Origin of the sequence: Lachnospira sp. (genome assembly GCF_016290755.1) — a bacterium.
Taxonomy (GTDB): Bacteria; Bacillota; Clostridia; order Lachnospirales; family Lachnospiraceae; genus Lachnospira; species Lachnospira multipara.
Genome location: NZ_JAEEVD010000005.1, coordinates 54,652 through 71,892, shown reverse-complemented (window position 1 = coordinate 71,892; position 17,241 = coordinate 54,652). Strand labels below are relative to the sequence as shown.

At 34.6% G+C, this 17,241-nt stretch carries 18 protein-coding genes; 3 read left to right on the top strand and 15 right to left on the bottom strand.

Annotated elements, in window-relative coordinates; translation table 11 throughout:
- Positions 1-155 precede the first annotated feature (155 nt).
- From QVA17_RS02965 to rsxC, 6 genes are read right to left on the bottom strand one after another with little or no spacing between them, the layout of a single operon-like run.
- Positions 156-959, bottom strand: a complete 804-nt coding sequence (locus QVA17_RS02965) for an RnfABCDGE type electron transport complex subunit B (protein WP_287386329.1) — start codon at positions 957-959, stop codon at positions 156-158.
- Between the two features lie 15 nt (positions 960-974).
- Complete coding sequence (rsxA, locus tag QVA17_RS02960; RefSeq protein ID WP_027431822.1) at positions 975-1,547, bottom strand: electron transport complex subunit RsxA; 573 nt, start codon at positions 1,545-1,547, stop codon at positions 975-977.
- 1 nt (position 1,548) lies between these two features.
- Positions 1,549-2,250: an electron transport complex subunit RsxE gene (gene rsxE, locus QVA17_RS02955; RefSeq protein WP_051195477.1), complete on the bottom strand. Its 702-nt coding sequence runs from the start codon at positions 2,248-2,250 to the stop codon at positions 1,549-1,551.
- The gene (locus QVA17_RS02950; protein WP_287386326.1) at positions 2,250-2,888 is read right to left on the bottom strand and encodes an RnfABCDGE type electron transport complex subunit G; all 639 of its coding nucleotides are present in this window, start codon (positions 2,886-2,888) and stop codon (positions 2,250-2,252) included. Before QVA17_RS02950 ends, rsxE begins: the two co-directional genes overlap by 1 nt.
- Before the next feature lie 3 nt (positions 2,889-2,891).
- Positions 2,892-3,875 (bottom strand): RnfABCDGE type electron transport complex subunit D, encoded by a 984-nt coding sequence (locus QVA17_RS02945; protein ID WP_287386324.1) that lies wholly within the window; start codon positions 3,873-3,875, stop codon positions 2,892-2,894.
- Between the two features lie 14 nt (positions 3,876-3,889).
- Complete coding sequence (rsxC, locus tag QVA17_RS02940; RefSeq protein ID WP_027431819.1) at positions 3,890-5,209, bottom strand: electron transport complex subunit RsxC; 1,320 nt, start codon at positions 5,207-5,209, stop codon at positions 3,890-3,892.
- A gap of 308 nt (positions 5,210-5,517) precedes the next feature.
- On the opposite strand from rsxC, the gene QVA17_RS02935 reads away from it, so the two are divergent.
- On the top strand, positions 5,518-6,684 hold the full coding sequence (locus QVA17_RS02935) for a ribonuclease H-like domain-containing protein (RefSeq protein ID WP_287386321.1): 1,167 nt from the start codon (positions 5,518-5,520) through the stop codon (positions 6,682-6,684).
- Between the two features lie 51 nt (positions 6,685-6,735).
- Here the strand turns inward: QVA17_RS02935 and QVA17_RS02930 are convergent, their stop codons facing one another.
- The gene (locus QVA17_RS02930) at positions 6,736-7,515 is read right to left on the bottom strand and encodes a CheR family methyltransferase (protein ID WP_287386319.1); all 780 of its coding nucleotides are present in this window, start codon (positions 7,513-7,515) and stop codon (positions 6,736-6,738) included.
- A 248-nt stretch (positions 7,516-7,763) separates the two neighbouring features.
- Here QVA17_RS02930 and QVA17_RS02925 point away from each other — a divergent pair, with 248 nt between their 5' ends.
- Positions 7,764-8,522, top strand: a complete 759-nt coding sequence (locus QVA17_RS02925) for a YlmH/Sll1252 family protein (protein ID WP_027431816.1) — start codon at positions 7,764-7,766, stop codon at positions 8,520-8,522.
- Positions 8,523-8,607: 85 nt separating this feature from the next.
- On the opposite strand, the gene rpsA is transcribed toward QVA17_RS02925, so the two are convergent.
- From rpsA to QVA17_RS02905, 4 genes are all read right to left on the bottom strand, one after another.
- Positions 8,608-9,690: a 30S ribosomal protein S1 gene (gene rpsA / locus QVA17_RS02920; protein WP_103951982.1), complete on the bottom strand. Its 1,083-nt coding sequence runs from the start codon at positions 9,688-9,690 to the stop codon at positions 8,608-8,610.
- Positions 9,656-10,456 carry a 4-hydroxy-3-methylbut-2-enyl diphosphate reductase gene (ispH, locus tag QVA17_RS02915; protein ID WP_287386316.1) on the bottom strand — a complete coding sequence of 267 codons (801 nt, stop codon included), beginning with the start codon at positions 10,454-10,456 and terminating at the stop codon, positions 9,656-9,658. Before ispH ends, rpsA begins: the two co-directional genes overlap by 35 nt.
- Before the next feature lie 97 nt (positions 10,457-10,553).
- Positions 10,554-11,225 (bottom strand): (d)CMP kinase, encoded by a 672-nt coding sequence (cmk, locus tag QVA17_RS02910; protein ID WP_287386315.1) that lies wholly within the window; start codon positions 11,223-11,225, stop codon positions 10,554-10,556.
- A 20-nt stretch (positions 11,226-11,245) separates the two neighbouring features.
- Positions 11,246-12,523 carry an NAD(P)/FAD-dependent oxidoreductase gene (locus tag QVA17_RS02905; RefSeq protein WP_287386313.1) on the bottom strand — a complete coding sequence of 426 codons (1,278 nt, stop codon included), beginning with the start codon at positions 12,521-12,523 and terminating at the stop codon, positions 11,246-11,248.
- 218 nt (positions 12,524-12,741) lie between these two features.
- Here QVA17_RS02905 and QVA17_RS02900 point away from each other — a divergent pair, with 218 nt between their 5' ends.
- Positions 12,742-14,094 carry a sodium-dependent transporter gene (locus tag QVA17_RS02900; RefSeq protein ID WP_287386312.1) on the top strand — a complete coding sequence of 451 codons (1,353 nt, stop codon included), beginning with the start codon at positions 12,742-12,744 and terminating at the stop codon, positions 14,092-14,094.
- Positions 14,095-14,228: 134 nt separating this feature from the next.
- On the opposite strand, the gene QVA17_RS02895 is transcribed toward QVA17_RS02900, so the two are convergent.
- The 4 genes from QVA17_RS02895 to QVA17_RS02880 form a co-directional block, all read right to left on the bottom strand.
- Entirely contained in the window at positions 14,229-14,666 is a 438-nt protein-coding gene (locus QVA17_RS02895; protein WP_287386311.1) for a hypothetical protein, read from the bottom strand.
- Positions 14,667-14,762: 96 nt separating this feature from the next.
- A complete protein-coding gene (locus tag QVA17_RS02890) occupies positions 14,763-15,029 on the bottom strand; it encodes a hypothetical protein (RefSeq protein WP_287386310.1) in 267 nt (88 codons plus the stop codon).
- A gap of 200 nt (positions 15,030-15,229) precedes the next feature.
- Positions 15,230-15,559 (bottom strand): hypothetical protein, encoded by a 330-nt coding sequence (locus QVA17_RS02885; protein ID WP_287386308.1) that lies wholly within the window; start codon positions 15,557-15,559, stop codon positions 15,230-15,232.
- A 231-nt stretch (positions 15,560-15,790) separates the two neighbouring features.
- Positions 15,791-17,224 (bottom strand): oxaloacetate decarboxylase subunit alpha, encoded by a 1,434-nt coding sequence (locus tag QVA17_RS02880; RefSeq protein WP_027431809.1) that lies wholly within the window; start codon positions 17,222-17,224, stop codon positions 15,791-15,793.
- Between the last annotated feature and the right edge of the window lie 17 nt (positions 17,225-17,241).

Genomic DNA, 17,241 nt, shown 5'->3' with positions numbered 1-17,241 from the left:
TTTTAGCATATTAAGGCCTATATTACTAGAACAAATTATCGATTTTTTTATGAACATACTATGTTTTTCCACTATTTAAGCCCATTTAGAGTAAAAAAGAACTCCTTTACTTTATTTAAGTAAAGGAGCCCTTTTCGTTTTATTTTATTTTTCTATTATGCATGAATATGAATAACCTGCTTTGGACACTTATCAGCACACATGCCACAACCTACACACTTGCTATAATCAATAATTGCACAATTATCAACTACATGAATTGCATCAAGCTTACATGTCTTTTCACAGATACCACAGCCAATACAGCCTGTGCTACAAACATCAATAACGGCCTTACCCTTATCCTTGTTTGCACATTCTACAACATATTTCTTCTTTGCCTTTGGCTTGTAAGGAATTAAATCAATTAAGTTTCTTGGACAGATGTCGACACATTTGCCACAAGCCTTACATTTTTCCTTATCAACCTTTGCTACACCATTGATAACATGGATAGCATCAAACTCACAGACATCAACACATGAGCCATAACCCATACATCCGTAAGTACAAGCCTTAGAACCACCATTAGGAACAACGTTCATATCCACGCACTTCATAACACCTGAATATGTGAAGTTTTCCTTTGCCTTATCACAAGTACCAGAACACTTAACAAAAGCTGTCATACGAACTGACTCTGTTGCTTCTGTACCCATGATTTCTGCGATCTTAGCAGCAACTGGTGCACCACCAACTGGACAAGCATCAATCTTTGCCTCGCCTGCTGCGATTGCCTTAGCTAGGGCATCACAACCTGCATAACCGCAACCACCACAGTTGTTACCAGGTAACTCATTTCTAACATCGATTTCTTTTTGATCTACTTCAACGTAGAACTTCTTTCCCATTACACCAAGGAAGAGGCCTAGAAGTAAACCAGTTATACTAACTACTGCAGCTGCAATAACTACTCCCATCTTTACTCCTCCTTTTTATAAAATTCCTGAAAAGCCAAAGAATGCAATTGACATAAGACCTGCTGTTAAAAGTACAATAGGCATTCCCTTAAAGCTTTCTGGAACATCATTATATTCAATACGTTCACGAATACCAGCCATGATAATAATAGCAATGGCAAAACCAATAGCTGTACCAAGACCAGATACTACAGACTCAATGAAGTTGTAGCTGTTCTGTACGTTTGTTAATGCAATACCAAGTACTGCACAGTTTGTTGTAATTAAAGGAAGATAAACACCAAGAGCTTCGTAAAGTGCTGGGCTTGTCTTTTTAAGTAACATTTCTACAAACTGAACAAGAGTTGCAATAACTAAGATAAATACGATTGTATTAAGGTATGTTAAATCAAGTGGAGTTAAGATAAAGTCATAAATTAAGCTACAAATTGCTGATGAAATTGTAATAACTCCAATAACAGCGCCACCCATACCGGCTGCTGTATTAATTTTCTTAGAAACACCAAGGAATGGACATAAACCTAAGAACTGACTTAATACAACGTTATTAACTAATGCTGCTGAAATAGCAATAATAAGTAAATTCATACTATGCCTCCTCCTTATCTAATGAGCCAAGCTTGTGACCAAGCTCGTCTGTATCACCTGCTAAATAGTCAGGAACCTGCGCTGGCTTCATGCCCTTTCTTCTCTTCACTCTGTTCATAATAGCTACAAGCATAGCAAGCATGAAGAAGGCACCAGGAGCTAAAATAAAGATAGATGCTGGTGTGTAACCAAACTCAGTTAAATCTACTAATGCTGAACTACCTGTTGAAAGGATTGTTCCGCCACCGATTAACTCTCTACAAGCACCAAGTACTGTAATGGCGATTGTAAAACCAAGTCCCATACCAAGACCATCAAAGGCTGATGGAAGGGCAGGATTCTTTGAAGCATAGCTCTCAGCTCTACCAAGGATAATACAGTTTACAACAATAAGAGGAATATAGATTCCAAGTGAGTCATAAAGTGATGGTAAAAATCCTTGCATAAGGAACTGAACCATTGTAACAAATGAAGCTACAATTACGATAAATGATGGCATTCTTACACCATCTGGAATTACATTACGAAGTAATGAAATAACAAGGTTTGATAATACTAAAACTACTGTTGAAGAAAGTCCCATACCAATACCGTTGATTGCTGATGTAGTAACCGCAAGTGTTGGACACATACCAAGAGTAAGTACAAGTGTAGGATTTTCCTTAATAATACCGTTATATAAACGCTCTACACACTTATTCATTAGTTATTACCTCCTTCATTAATAGTTTCAAATACAACTAATGCTGCGTTAATAGCCTTTGTCATAGCCTTTGATGTTACTGTTGAACCTGAAATAGCATCAACAATTTCATCTCCAGCTTCTGAGCCTGTACCGTCTGTTACAAGGCTAAATTCACTAGTTGTTGCACCCTTAAACTGGTTTAAGAAACTTGGATCTGTCTTAGCTCTCATACCAAGACCAGCTGTTTCACCAATTGAAAGGATTGAAGTTCCAAGGTATTCGCCACTAACGCTTAAACCTACTGAGAACTTAATGTCTCCAGCGTAACCGTCATGGGCTGTAACTGTAATAACATAACCTACTGTTTCACCGTTACTTGTTCCCTTTACAACTTCTGATATATCATCCTTAGAAAAATCTGTTGTGCTCTCCTCAAGTAAAGAACTAAGGTAAGCGGCATCGTCAGCATTTTCCTCAGAATATATTACATCAAATTCACTAGCATCTGCTAAAACTGTTTCATAAGCTTCCTGCTTTGCCTTTTCATTCTGTGCAGCAATTGGCTCTTTTGTTACCTGATAAACAAGACCAAGTAAGACACCTGCTACTAAAGTAATGATGAAAAGAACTGAGGCATCTTTAATAATCTTTCCCATAATTTAAGCTACCTCCTTCTTCTTTTCTGGTTTCTTCTTACCAAATGATCTTGGAACTGTAACTCTTTCAATTAGAGGTACAAGTAAGTTAGAGAAGATGATTGCATATGAAACGCCTTCTGCTGAACCACCATACATTCTAAAGATAAATGTAAGAATACCAAGTAAGCAACCAAATACTAACTTACCATTAGGTGTGATTGGTGATGTTACATAATCTGTTGCCATAAAGAAGGCACCAAGAAGTAAACCACCGCCACAGATTTCGCAAGCTAAGTAATAAAGGTCAAACTGATGTCCTGGTGCAAGTAAGAAGATAAGTACTGCAAAACTTGCAACGTAAGCCACTGGAATTCTCCAGTTAATAATCTTCTTACAAAGAAGGTAAATAGCACCAATAAGTAAACAAATTGCAGATGTTTCACCAATAACACCAGCTGTTGTACCAATAAACATATCAAGTAACTTTGGTGAATTAGCAACTACCTCTGCACCTGGCTTTAAGATAGCAAGTGGTGTAGCGCCAGAGTATGCATCAACTGCAAATGAATTATTAGTAACGAAGTTTGTCATTGGGCCTGTATATGCAATAAGTAAGAAGCATCTAGCACCAAGGGCAGGGTTCATAAAATTCTGTCCTAAACCACCAAATAACTGCTTAACAATAATAATTGCAAAAGCACAACCAACAATTTCAAATCCCACATTAAGTGTTGATGGGATATTAAGTGCAATAAGTAAACCAGTAACTGCAGCACTTAAGTCAGATACTGTAACTTTTAAATGCATAAAATACTGATATACGGCTTCAAAAGCTATACAAGCTACTACGCCGACAATAATACGAATTAATGCATCAAATCCAAAATTATAAATTCCAAATAGCGAAGCAGGTGTTAAGGCAATTAAAACATCGCGCATAACTGACTGAGTAGTTACCTTACTACGCACATGTGGATTAGTGGAAACGTTAAATTTCTCGCTCATGTTTTTATTCCTTTCTACTTCTTTCTTCTATTAGCTAAGACTCTCATTCTCATAGACTTAATCTGCTGTGTAAGAGGTCTCTTTGCTGGACATACATATGAACAGCTACCACACATTACACATTCCATACCATCAAACTTTGTAAATCCTTCTTCATCATTACGTGAAGCGAATTCAGCAAGCTTTGTTGGAAGTAAATGTTCTGGACATCCTTCAGCACATCTACCACATCTAATACATGCACTAGCATCAATCTTTGATACGATATCTTCTTCAAATACAAGTAAAGAAGAACTTCCCTTAACAACTGGTACATCAAGGCTATACATAGAGAAGCCCATCATAGGACCACCTGAGATGTACTTTTCTGGTTCGCCCACAGGACCGCCAGCAGCCTCAAGTAACTGTCTGTAGTTTGTACCAAGCCATACATAGAAGTTTCCAGGATTCTTAACGCCATCACCTGTAACTGTACAGATTCTCTTTGTAAGTGGTTTACCCTCAATTACTGCAAGGTAAATTGAAAATGCTGTATCAACATTATGTACGATACAACCAGCATCAGCTGGAAGCATAGACGAATTAATTTCTCTCTTAGTAGTAGCGTAAATTAAGCTACGTTCACCACCCTGAGGATACTTAGTCTTTAATTCCTTGACTTCAATATCAGCTTCTGATTCAACTAACTTCTTCATTTTCTTAATAGCTTCAGGCTTATTATCTTCGATAGCAATAATACCCTTAGCATGATCAAATAACTTAAGTGCAATCTTAAGACCCATTACAACCTTATCGCCTTCTTCTAAGAGTCTGCGATAATCTGATGTTAAGTATGGTTCACACTCTGCACCATTAATAATAATGTAATCAATATTCTCTGGATTTTTTGGTGATAACTTAACGTTAGTTGGGAAACCAGCTCCACCCATACCAACAACACCGGCAGCCTTAATTTTGTCTAAGATTTCTTCTCTAGTTAAATCTTCAAATTTAGACTCCTTATACTCTATCTCCTTATACTCTCCATCATTCTCAATAATGATAGAATTGCACTTGCCACCTGTTGCAAGTGTTCTAGGCTCGATTGCTTTAACAGTACCAGAAACAGATGAATGAATATTTGCGGATACGAATCCACCAGCTTCTGCGATTAGCTGACCAGCCAAAACATAGTCACCCTTGTTTACAAGAGGTTTGGCAGGTGCTCCAATGTGCTGTGAAAGCGGAAAAACCATCTCTCCTAGGGCAGGGAATAATTCCTTAATAGGCTTATCTTTAGATAACTCTTTGCCATCGAAAGGATGTATACCTCCCTTAAATGTACACTTTCCCATTGATTTCTCTCCTTTTTTTTAAAATTGCTCATGCCTAAAGTGTTTGTTATAAATCAAACAAAGTCCTTAAACGAAAAATAACTCACTAAAAGGCCTAAAAAATTAGAACTTTTGGTGAGTTAGATTTTGAGCACTTACCATTAAAGCTTAATGATAAATTTTAACTAAAATCTCTTTACTTGATTATTTTATATCATTAAGAAAAATAAATCTACTTTTTTTTGCATATATTTTCGTATATAATAGACAAAGAATGATATTTTCTTAACAGTGTTTTTTGTGAAATTTATATCAAGGGAGGCAACAAATTGTATACTGTAAACAAACAAATCGTTGATACAAATCTTTTAAAAAGTATAGATAATTTTTTAACAATATTTAATAAAAGTCGCACAAATACTGTGTTTTTCGATATAGAAACCACTGGTCTTTCCGCTAAAAATTCCATGATTTATCTCCTAGGTTACATCAAATTTAATGGTAAAAACTGGGAATTAAATCAGCTATTTTGTGAGAAGGCTGAGGATGAAATTGCCCTAATTTTAACCTTTAATAAGGTATTATCCGGAGTAAATGTACTAAATTTAGTACACTATAACGGGGACAGTTTTGACATTCCTTTCCTAAAAAAGAGGGCGAAATTTCACGAATTACCAATTGAGAAGGAATTCTTACAGGAAAATTCTTATGAATCTATGGATCTTTTTAAAATTATTAGAGCCTATAAAAATAAACTTCCCATTGAAAGCCACAAGCAAAAGGACGTGGAAAAGTATCTAGGCTATGAAAGAAAAGATAAATTTAGCGGTAAGGAGCTTATTAAGCTCTTTAAGGACTTTATTGCCTTTAAAGAGGAAGAAAAAAGAGAGTTAATCCTTTTACACAATCACGATGATTTAATGGGCATGCTTCATATATTACCTACTACTGCCCTAAGCCAGCTTGAATTTATAGCTAACAATAAGGTCTATCTAGAGAATCTACTTAATAGCGAAATAAATAAAGAGGCTAAGTTAGACTTTCTTCTAGAGGAAAAAGACTTACAATCAGAAATTAATCTTTCTTTTAAGCTTCTCGCCCCACTAGCTAGTGACTTTAATTTTAACTCTGACTACTTTTCTTTAAAAATAACTAAGGAAAATGTATCTATAAAGATAAAAGTAATTAAGACGGAGTTGAAGCATTTTTATAAAAACTATAAAGACTACTTCTTTATACCAAATGAGAATAAGGCAATACATAAATCTGTGGCCAACTATATTGATAAAGAGTTTAGAATAAAAGCGACAAAGGAGAATTGTTATATCTGTCATACTTCTAGATTTATTCCGGTCTTTGAGGAATTTGAGGAGATAAACATTTTCAAAGAAAGTTTTGAAAAAAATGACCTCTTTATGGAATTAAAGGATATGGAGACAATAAAAAAAGCGGCATACCTAAGTGTATTAATTAAGTACGCCGCTAATTCATATTAGTTTAAGTGCTAGTTTTCCCTTTCCCAAAAGAAAAGTTTAAGGCTTTAGGTCTTAGACTTTTCTATAGAAGAAGAGCTCGTCAAAATCATAGCCTAATTCCTTATGATTTATGATCTGCTCAGTGTTTCCAACAAAGAGGCAGCCATCCTTTACAAGGGACCTGTTAAACTTTCTATAGATTTCATCCTTAGCCTCTTCTGTAAAGTAAATCATTACGTTTCTGCAAACGATTAAATGGCAATTTGAAGGATAACTATCCTTTAAAAGATTTGCCTTCTTAAAATCTACGCACTTCTTGATTTCATCTGAAATCTTAAAGTATCTATCACCCATCTTTTCAAAATACTTGTCCTTGTATTCCTTTGGAAGTCCTGATAGAGAATTTGCTCCATAAACGCCATCCTGGGCCTTTTCTAAGACCTGCGAATCAATGTCTGTGGCATAGATTTTAACCTTATTTATTGGTACTAGCTTTGCCATTACCATTGCTAGAGAATATGGTTCATCACCTGTTGAACAAGCTGCAGACCATATCTTAAGATTCTGACCAAATTTACTAATTAAATCAGGTAAAATCTCATTCTCAAGAGTCCTCCATAAATTAGGATTTCTATAGAATTCCGACACATTAATAGTTAGATAGTTTACAAACTCATCTAACTTTTCCTTGTCTGTCTTTAGGGCTTTAGAATAAGTCTCATAATCCGGGAACTTATTACGGGAAATTAAAGTATCAATACGTCTTTTCATTTGCCTTTCTTTATAGGCATTAAGATCAATTGAAGTTGTCTGGAAAACAAACTTCTTGAAATCTTCGTAATCTTTAATCATGTTGCCTCTTTCCTGCGATTGGTCACGAACAATCACATATTGTATAAAAAGTTTATATGGATATTATAGCATGGATAGACTTTATAAACAAGAAATATAATAATTGTAATTTTTATACAAATTGGTGGAATTCGTATAATATCGACTATCCTCTCATATGTCGTCATTGATAGTTTTTATTTATAAAAATGTCAGCATAGTATATAATTAGTTAAAACGAGGAACTTATTTAAACTTGAGGTATTTTTATGAATGAAGAAGAATTAATTAAAAGAAAAATTATAGATACAGCCAACCAGGCTTATAAAACTAATAGCTTTGCCTTCACTAATTTCCTTAGTCTTGCAGAGCTTAGCATTTATCACAGCCTATCAAAGGAGCTAAACTTTATAGAGTCAAAATGCTTTGGTGGTTATGAATCTAGTGAGCGAAATATAATTCGCTTTGGAAGTGAGGAAAACTTAGGCTATAGTCTAGATTTTCCAATAAAGCTAATAAAGATTTCACCCCTTACTCCAAAGTTTTCTGAAAAACTAAATCACAGGGACTATCTAGGAGCCCTTATGAATCTTGGAATTAAAAGGGAATTGCTAGGGGACATCGTTATAAAGGATTTAGATGCTTATCTATTTTGCCTAGATCATATAAGTGATTTTATTATCGATAATCTAGATAAGGTTAGACACACCAATGTTAAGCTTGAAATTATAGAGGATGCCAATTTAGAAGGAATAGAAAGTAAAAAGGAAGAACTAGAACTTATTGCTGCCTCAGCCCGTCTAGATGCCGTCGTATCTTCCATTACAAAGCTTTCTAGAAGCAAGGTAAAGGATTTATTCCTTTCAAAGAAAATCTATGTAAATGGCCTTCTAAATGAAAATGTAAGCTATAAGCTAAAGGATAAAGACATCCTTGTAATTAGAGGCATAGGAAAGTTTAATTTCCTTGGGAACGGTAAAGAAACCAAAAGCGGCAGAGTTTATGTGCATTTAGAAAAATATATTTAAGAGCAAAAAATAACGCAGATTTTGAAATTAATCAAAATCTGCGTTTTATTATTAGATTGATATCAATTGCTATGCAATTGAAACATTATTCAGCATCAACTGTCTCTTCGTTGTTATCTTCTGATAATGCCTTAACTGAAAGAGAAATCTTCTTGTCAGCATCATTGAAATCTACAACCTTAGCTTCTACTTCCTGGCCAATTGTTAATACGTCTGATGGCTTATTAACGTGTTCCTTAGAAATCTGTGAAACATGAAGAAGTGCATCAATACCGTCTTCTAACTGAATGAAAGCACCAAAGTCTGTCATTCTAGCTACCTTACCCTTTACAACGTTGCCGATAGCATACTTAACATCAGCGCCGTTCCATGGGTTAGCATCTGGATACTTAACAGAAAGAGCAATCTTCTCACCATTGATTTCCTTGATGAATGCCTTTACTGAATCTCCAACCTTATATAACTTCTTAGGATTCTCTGTTCTACCCCAAGACATTTCTGAAATATGAAGAAGACCATCAACACCACCTAAATCGATGAATGCACCGAAGTCTGTTACATTCTTAACTGTACCTTCGATTGTATCGCCTTCCTTAATCTTAGCAAGTAAAGCCTTTGAAGCTTCTGCCTTCTTAGCAAGGATAATCTGCTTAGCATCACCAATGATCTTACGATTCTTTGGATCATATTCTGTTACAACAAATGTAATTTCCTTACCGTTAAATACTGATAAATCCTTTACGAATGAATCAGATACAAGTGAAGCTGGAATAAATACTCTTGACTCTTCAACAATTACTTCTAAACCACCCTTAATTGACTTAGCTGTTCCTGTGATTTCTGTGTGATTGTTAAAGCTATCTTCTAATGTCTTATTGCCGTTATCAGCAACAAGCTTTCTATATGTAAGAAGGACCTGACCTTCTCCATCATTTGTCTTTAAAACCTTAACTGTTAAAGGATCGCCTACCTTAACTGCTTCTCTTAAATCCATACCAGGTGTTGATGTGTATTCATTACGTGTAATAATACCATCTGCCTTATAGCCGATGTTAAGAATGATCTGGTCTTCCTTAACGTCAATTACAGTACCTTCAACAACCTCTCCTGTATGAATTTCTTTCCATTCTGAATTATCTAACATCTCTGCAAAACTCTGTTCTGACATTAGTATAAACCTCCTCGATGATATTCTGTGGGGTCGAAGCCCCTGCTGTAATACCTATGTAGTCTGACGAACTAAGCTTACTAAGCTCAAGATCATTTATTGTTTGGATATAGAACGTATTTGGACATTCGTTCAAACAAATCTCATACAGTTTACGTGTATTGGAACTGCTGCTGTCTCCGATGATAATCATCGAATCTACTTGGCTAGCGATTTGTCTAGCCTCGGTCTGACGTTCCTCAGTAGCATTACAAATCGTATTACGAATAGAAATATTGTAACCTTTTTTACTTAAAATTTCAACTAATTCTTGAAATTTCTTATAATTAAAAGTCGTTTGTGATACTATAACTACATTTCTACTAGGGTCTAGCTTAATATTTTCAGCTTTTTCCTTAGTATCCACAATGAAAACCTCACCTGTTGCCCAGCCTTTAATGCCCTCAACTTCCGGGTGATTCTCATTACCAATAATAACTATTTGAGATCCCTTAGCGCTTTCTTCCTTTACAATTTTATGTATCTTTAAAACAAAAGGGCAAGTTGCATCTACAATTTCCGCTTTTGTTGCTCTAAGAGCGTCTTCAGTTTTCTTAGAAATACCATGAGATCTAGTAATAATAGTGGCTGTAGTTGGATTGATTATTTCACTAGCATCCTTAATTACCTTGACCCCATTTTTTTCTATATCTTCTACTACACAAGCATTATGTATAATTGGCCCATAGGTATAAACATTTTCCATGCCAAAACGATTATACACCATATCTACAGCTCTTTTAACCCCAAAACAAAAACCTGCTGATTTTGCCAATATAATTTTTGCCATATTTTATCCTTTCTTTAATCTAATCTGATTAAATTTATTTTTCTTTTCTTTGGTCAATTAAATTCTTAATATGAGCTACAACCTCTTCAATCGTCATATTAGAGCTATCTACTAAAACTGCATCCTCTGCCTGCTTTAGTGGAGAAATATCTCTGTGAGAATCCTGATAGTCTCTTTCTTCAATGTCCTTTTTTATAACCTCAAAGTTAGCATCCTCACCCTTTGCAATTAATTCATCATATCTTCTCTTAGCTCTTGCATCGCTTGTGGCAGTTAGGAATACCTTTAAAAATGCATCAGTTAATACTACGCTACCAATATCCCTGCCATCCATAATTACCGCATTCTTTCTTGCAAGCTCTCTTTGTAAGTCCACAAGCTTAGTTCTAACAGCACTATACTTAGAAGTCTTTGAAGCCATCTTGCCTGTAGCCTCTTCTCTAAGTAAATGTGTCACATTAGTTCCATTTAAAATAACCTGCTGTACTCCGTCTTTGTACTCGATATCGATGTTTACATTTTCACATGCCTTACTAACTGCTGCCTCATCATCAGGATTCACCTTATTCTCGTTAAAATAAATAGCCATAGCTCTATACATAGCGCCTGTATCCACGTAAATGTATGATAGCTCCTTTGCTAAAAGCTTTGCTATTGTACTTTTTCCTGCTCCTGCAGGTCCATCTATTGCTATTGAATTAGTCATATTATCTCCCTTTTACTTATTTATTGCTCTAACATATGTGAACCACAAGCATAGGCCATTGACCAAGCCATCTGTAAATTAAAACCACCTGTTAGGGCGTCTACATCCATAACCTCACCTACAAAATAAAGTCCTGAAACCTTCTTAGATTCAAGAGTCTTTGGATTGACCTCCTTACAATTAATACCCCCTTGAGTAATAATTGCCTCATTAAAGCCTCTAAGATTTGTTAGAGTTAAGTGGAAATTCTTTAAAACCTCAACAAGTCTTAGTCTTTCCTCTCTCTTTATCTCATTGACCTTCTTGTTTGGATCAATGCCTGTCATCTCAATGATTATAGGAATAATCTTCTTTGGAAGTAGCTTATCTAGTGAATTCTTAAAGGCCTTATTCTTTAAGTCGTCAAAATCTCTTAAGATTCTCTCATCTAGCTGCTCATTAGAAAGCGCAGGCTTTAAATCAATATAAAGGTCTAGATGCTTATCCTTTAAAATCTTAGCAATCTTACTACTTGCTGAAAGAATGATCGGACCACTTACACCAAAGTGAGTAAAAAGCATTTCTCCAAAGTCGGAATAAAGCTCTTTTTTACCGTCATATACGCTAGCTGTAACATTTTTTAAGCTAAGACCCATTAATCTATTAATAAAGTCTTCCTTTACCTGAATAGGCACTAAGGCAGGATAAAGGTTAGTTACATCAATGCCAAGCTCTCTTGCCCACTTATAGCCATCACCTGTAGAACCTGTCTGTGGATAGGAAATACCACCTGTGGCAACTACAATTCTGTCGGCATAAATAGTTTCTTCCTTGTCATTATTAATGTGCTTAAGCTTTACAGCTGAAACCTTACTATTATAGTTTTCATCTTTGTCTCCTAGTCCATTAGTTAAAATTTCAAGGACTTGGCAATTTAACATAATCTTAACTGAAAGGTGATTCAATTCATTTTCCAAAACCCTAATAACATCTGAAGAGTGGTCAGATTCTGGGAAAACTCTATTGCCTCTTTCCACCTTAATCTTTAGGCCAAGCTCATCTAAAAAGCCCATCATATCGTAATTAGAAAAGGCCGCAAGACTGCTATACATAAATTTCTCATTAGAAACTATAGCATTTCTTATATCGTCCTCATCCCCGGCATTAGTCACATTACATCTGCCCTTACCAGTAATAAAGACCTTCTTTCCTAATTTCTCATTCTTCTCGATTAAGGTTACATCTAATCCATATCTAGCGGCTGTAATGGCAGTCATCATACCTGCTGCCCCGCCACCAATTACTATTACATTACTCATATCAAAATTCCTTTTATTAAAGTTAATCAAGAATTCTAAATTATATCATGATTCTTACATCCTTTCCATTTTAAACTACAAACATGATTAAAACAATCCTTTACCAAAAGAAAAAAAATTGAACTCAATCTATTATGGAAATTAAATTAATTTCTGTTATAATATGGAGATATCGCAATTTAAAGCGTTAAAGTAAAAAAGAATTCCGGGAGTATTTTATGGAGAGAGAAAATTTTGGTACACGTCTTGGCTTCATCTTAGTAAGTGCAGGATGTGCAATTGGCATTGGTAATGTCTGGAAATTCCCATACGTTGCTGGCCAAAACGGCGGAGGTATTTTTGTTTTATTTTACCTCTTATTTTTATTTATTATGGGTGCGCCTATATTATCTATGGAACTAGCTATAGGTCGAGCTAGTAGAAAAGGTGTTATTAAGGCTTACAAATCCCTAGAACCTAAGAAGTCTAAGTGGCATATTCATGGCTACATTTGCATGCTTGGCTGCTTACTTCTTATGATGTATTACACAACAGTATCAGGTTGGATGTTAAACTATGCCTTTAAATTTGCCACAGGTCAGTTTGCAAAGGTAACTAATGATGGTGTTGAAAATGTATTTAATACTATGCTAAATAGCCCAACACAGATGCTTACCTTCATGGGGATTTCAGTAATAGTTGGTATTATAGTTTGTAGCTTTGGTTTACAAAACGGTATTGAGAAGATCACTAAAGTAATGATGTTATGCCTTATCGGTCTTATTATCATTTTAGCAATTCATAGCTTAACATTAACTAGCGCTAAGGAGGGCCTTAGTTTTTACCTTCTTCCTAATATTGAAAATGTAAAGACAGTGGGACTTGGAAAAGTGATTACTGCTGCCATGAATCAGAGCTTTTTCACCCTTTCAATAGGAGCTGCCTCAATGGAAATTTTTGGTAGCTATATGAGTAAAGATCATGGTCTTGCTGGCGAAGCCCTACGTATTAGTATCCTTGATACCTTTGTAGCCATTATGTCAGGTCTTATCATTTTCCCAGCATGCTTTTCATATAATGTTGAAACAACTGCAGGTCCATCCCTCATTTTTATTACTCTACCTAAGGTATTTATTAATATGCCTTATGGCAGAATTTGGGGAAGTTTATTCTTTATATTTATGACCTTTGCATCCCTTTCAACTGTAATTGCTGTTTTTGAAAATCTAATCGCCTCAGGCATGGAAAACCTTAATATTTCAAGAACTAAGTCCTCAGTAATTCATTTAATCATTTTACTAGTAACTTCAATTCCATGTGCCCTTTCCTTTAGCCTTTTAAAAAAAGTATCGCTAATTAAAGGCATGGGAATCCTTGATAGTGAAGATTTCTTAGTAAGTAACCTTATTCTTCCAATAGGTGCCCTTATAATCCTAATCTTTTGTGTTACAAAATGGGGCTGGGGCTTTAATAACTACCTTGAAGAAGCCAATACAGGTAAGGGAATTAAAATTCCAAAATGGACAAAATATTATTTTAGATTTGTACTACCAATACTAATTATTATAATTATTATTCAGGGCTTAGTATAAATCTTCGTTATTAAATATCACCTTTCAAGAAGGAAAACTAAAAGGAGCCTTAAAGGCTCCTTTAATTTTGTCAGTTTATTTAGTTTTATCAATAACGTCTGATTTAAAAGACTTTTCATCAATTACTTATCCATCTATTTATCAGACTTCATAAAGCGCATCTTACTTTCTTTAAGCTTTGCTCTATTAATAGACATCACTCTTATCTTCTTTTCTTCTTTATCCTTGTTCATACTGTTATTAATTTCATTAACAGTAGTCTTAATCTTATTATTACAATCCTCACAATATTTGCCTGTAAAGATCATACTTCCACATCGCTCGCATCTAAGAACAATGTCAGAATCCGGAGTAATTTCTAAGCGCTCTTCTCTAAGCCATTCCATTAACTGGTTATGGCTAACATCAAAAAGCTCCTTTAATTTCTTCTCTGTGGTTCCAGGATTATCCCATAAATAATCTTTTATCTGCCTTAGTAAATTCTCTTCATCTTCTCTACAATTAGGACACATATTATATTTATCAAAATAATCCTCAAACATACTATTACATTTACCACAAACCTTTATCATAATAAATTTCCTCAATAATACGTCTCAATCATCTATGTTTCCTAATTTAATAATAGCATATATTCGTTCGCTAACCAATATAAACTGTTAGAATATTTAGAACTGTAAATACTTATTAAACTCTTCTAATGCAGACTTTAATTCATCTACATCCCTTTCATTATAATCAGATACATAGAAAAATTCTGTCCAGCTACCAACGTCAATCTTCCATTCGTTATCAAGCTGTCTAGCCTTCATGTGCATTGCATTAAATCTATGATTTTCCATATAATCTGACATATCTGAAATAGCATCATCTACATTGTTAACTTCGGAAATAAATACTCTCTTACCATTACCATTTGAAAATTCTACTCTCATTATATTCACCTTTTTTCTTAAATTTTTATATGTAAACGTTTTCACAACTTACATATTAGTTGATATAATACAGTAGCAATATATAAATTACAAGTGACTTTACAAAAAATTAACAAAAAGGACAAGAAATTTACTCTTGCCCTTTCCTTAAAACTACATATTTACTTACTCTAGCGTAATTCTATAATTTATTTTTATAGCTATTCTTCAAATAAGCTTTCTGGTAAATACGAAAAGATGTATGTAACATCTGAATTTTCTACTTCTTCTCTTGAAAATGTAATTCCCCCAGAAGTTTCACAATCAAGGTAATATCCAGATAAATCATTGTAAATTACCTTATCTCCAGTTTCTAAATCTGCTTTATTTGCTTCTTTAGTCCCTTCTTCTGTTTGCTTGTATAAGGTATTATTATTTTTACTTTCATTAAGCGAATTAGTAGTTGCTTTAACAGCATATATACTCGTTAAGGATATAAAAACTGCCAGTAAAGAAACTACGCCTAATTTTATAAATTTCTTTCCCTTCATAAAAACCTCCAATATACTAGTTATTGATAATTTTCTTATACAATAGTCTTAAAGATTGCTACCCCCTTTCTCTATTTATAATAAAAATAATTTTATAAACACAATCTATATTAATAATATACATTTCTTTCAAATATATCAACATTTTCTTAACAAATATATAATTTAAAAATCATAAAAAGGAGCACTTATAAAAGTGCTCCTTCTAAACATCAGTATTTAATTACGATACTACACTGGATATGCCTTATTCTCACTATCCACCTTCTTAGAATCCACTTTTGATTCCTGAGCTTCTCTATACTTAAAGAATTCAGTAGCTACCTGTGGGAAGAGGGCGTAACTTAATACGTCTTCATCCTGTCTTGCATATTGCTTTACAATAGGGTCATTACGATACTTTTCAAGCTGTGGCTCAATTAAGTCTGCTGGTCTACAAGTAATTGGCTCCTTATCGCCAATAGCCTTCTTTTGAACCTCTTCATTAAATGGCTTAATTGTCTTACCAAATTCACCTGCTAATACCTTTTTTGACTCCTTAGTAATCATCTTATATCTTTCACCCTGTAGGACGTTTAGTACAGCCTGTGTACCTACAATCTGTGATGAAGGTGTAACAAGAGGTGGTTCACCATAATCCTTACGAACTCTTGGAATTTCCTCTAATACAGCCTGATACTTATCTTCTGCTCCAGCTTCCTTAAGCTGTGATACAAGGTTAGATAACATACCACCAGGTACCTGATAAAGTAAAGTCTTAATATTAACACCTAATACCTTAGTGTTCATAAGACCAGACTTAAGAGCTTCTTCTCTCATTGGCTGGAAGTAAGCAGCGATTTCTGCAAGTAACTTTTGATCTAATCCTGTATCATAAGGTGTTCCCTTAAAGGTTTCTACCATAACCTCAGTTGCTGGCTGGCTAGTACCCATTGAGAATGGTGACATAGCTGTATCAATAATATCAGCTCCAGCCTCAACTGACTTAAGATATGTCATTGAAGCTACACCTGAAGTATAATGAGTATGCATTTCAATAGGTAAATTTGAACCTGCCTTTAGAGCCTTAACAAGCTTTGTAGCCTCATATGGAACAAGCAAGCCTGCCATATCCTTTATACAGATAGAATCTGCACCCATCTCTTCAATAGCCTTGGCAGTCTTTTCCCAGTACTCTAGTGTATAAGCATCACCAAGGGTATATGAAAGAGCGATTTGAGCATGTGCCTTAGGATTTTCCTTCTTAACTAACTTAACTGCATTAACTGCTGTTTGTAAATTTCTTAAATCATTAAAGCAATCAAAAATTCTAATAATATCAATACCGTTAGCAATTGATTTTTGAACAAAATATTCAACTACATCATCAGCATAGTGATTATAACCTAAGATATTCTGTCCTCTAAAAAGCATCTGTAACTTAGTATTCTTAAAGCCATCTCTTAGCTTTCTTAGTCTTTCCCATGGATCTTCCTTTAAGAAACGAAGTGATGCATCAAATGTAGCACCGCCCCAACATTCTACTGCATGGTATCCAACCTTATCCATTTTATCTATAATTGGTAGCATCTGCTCTGTTGTCATTCTTGTTGCAATAAGTGACTGATGAGCATCTCTTAAGACTGTTTCTGTAATCTTAAGAGGCTTTTTAATTTCTTCTGCCATTTTTTATCCCTCCAATT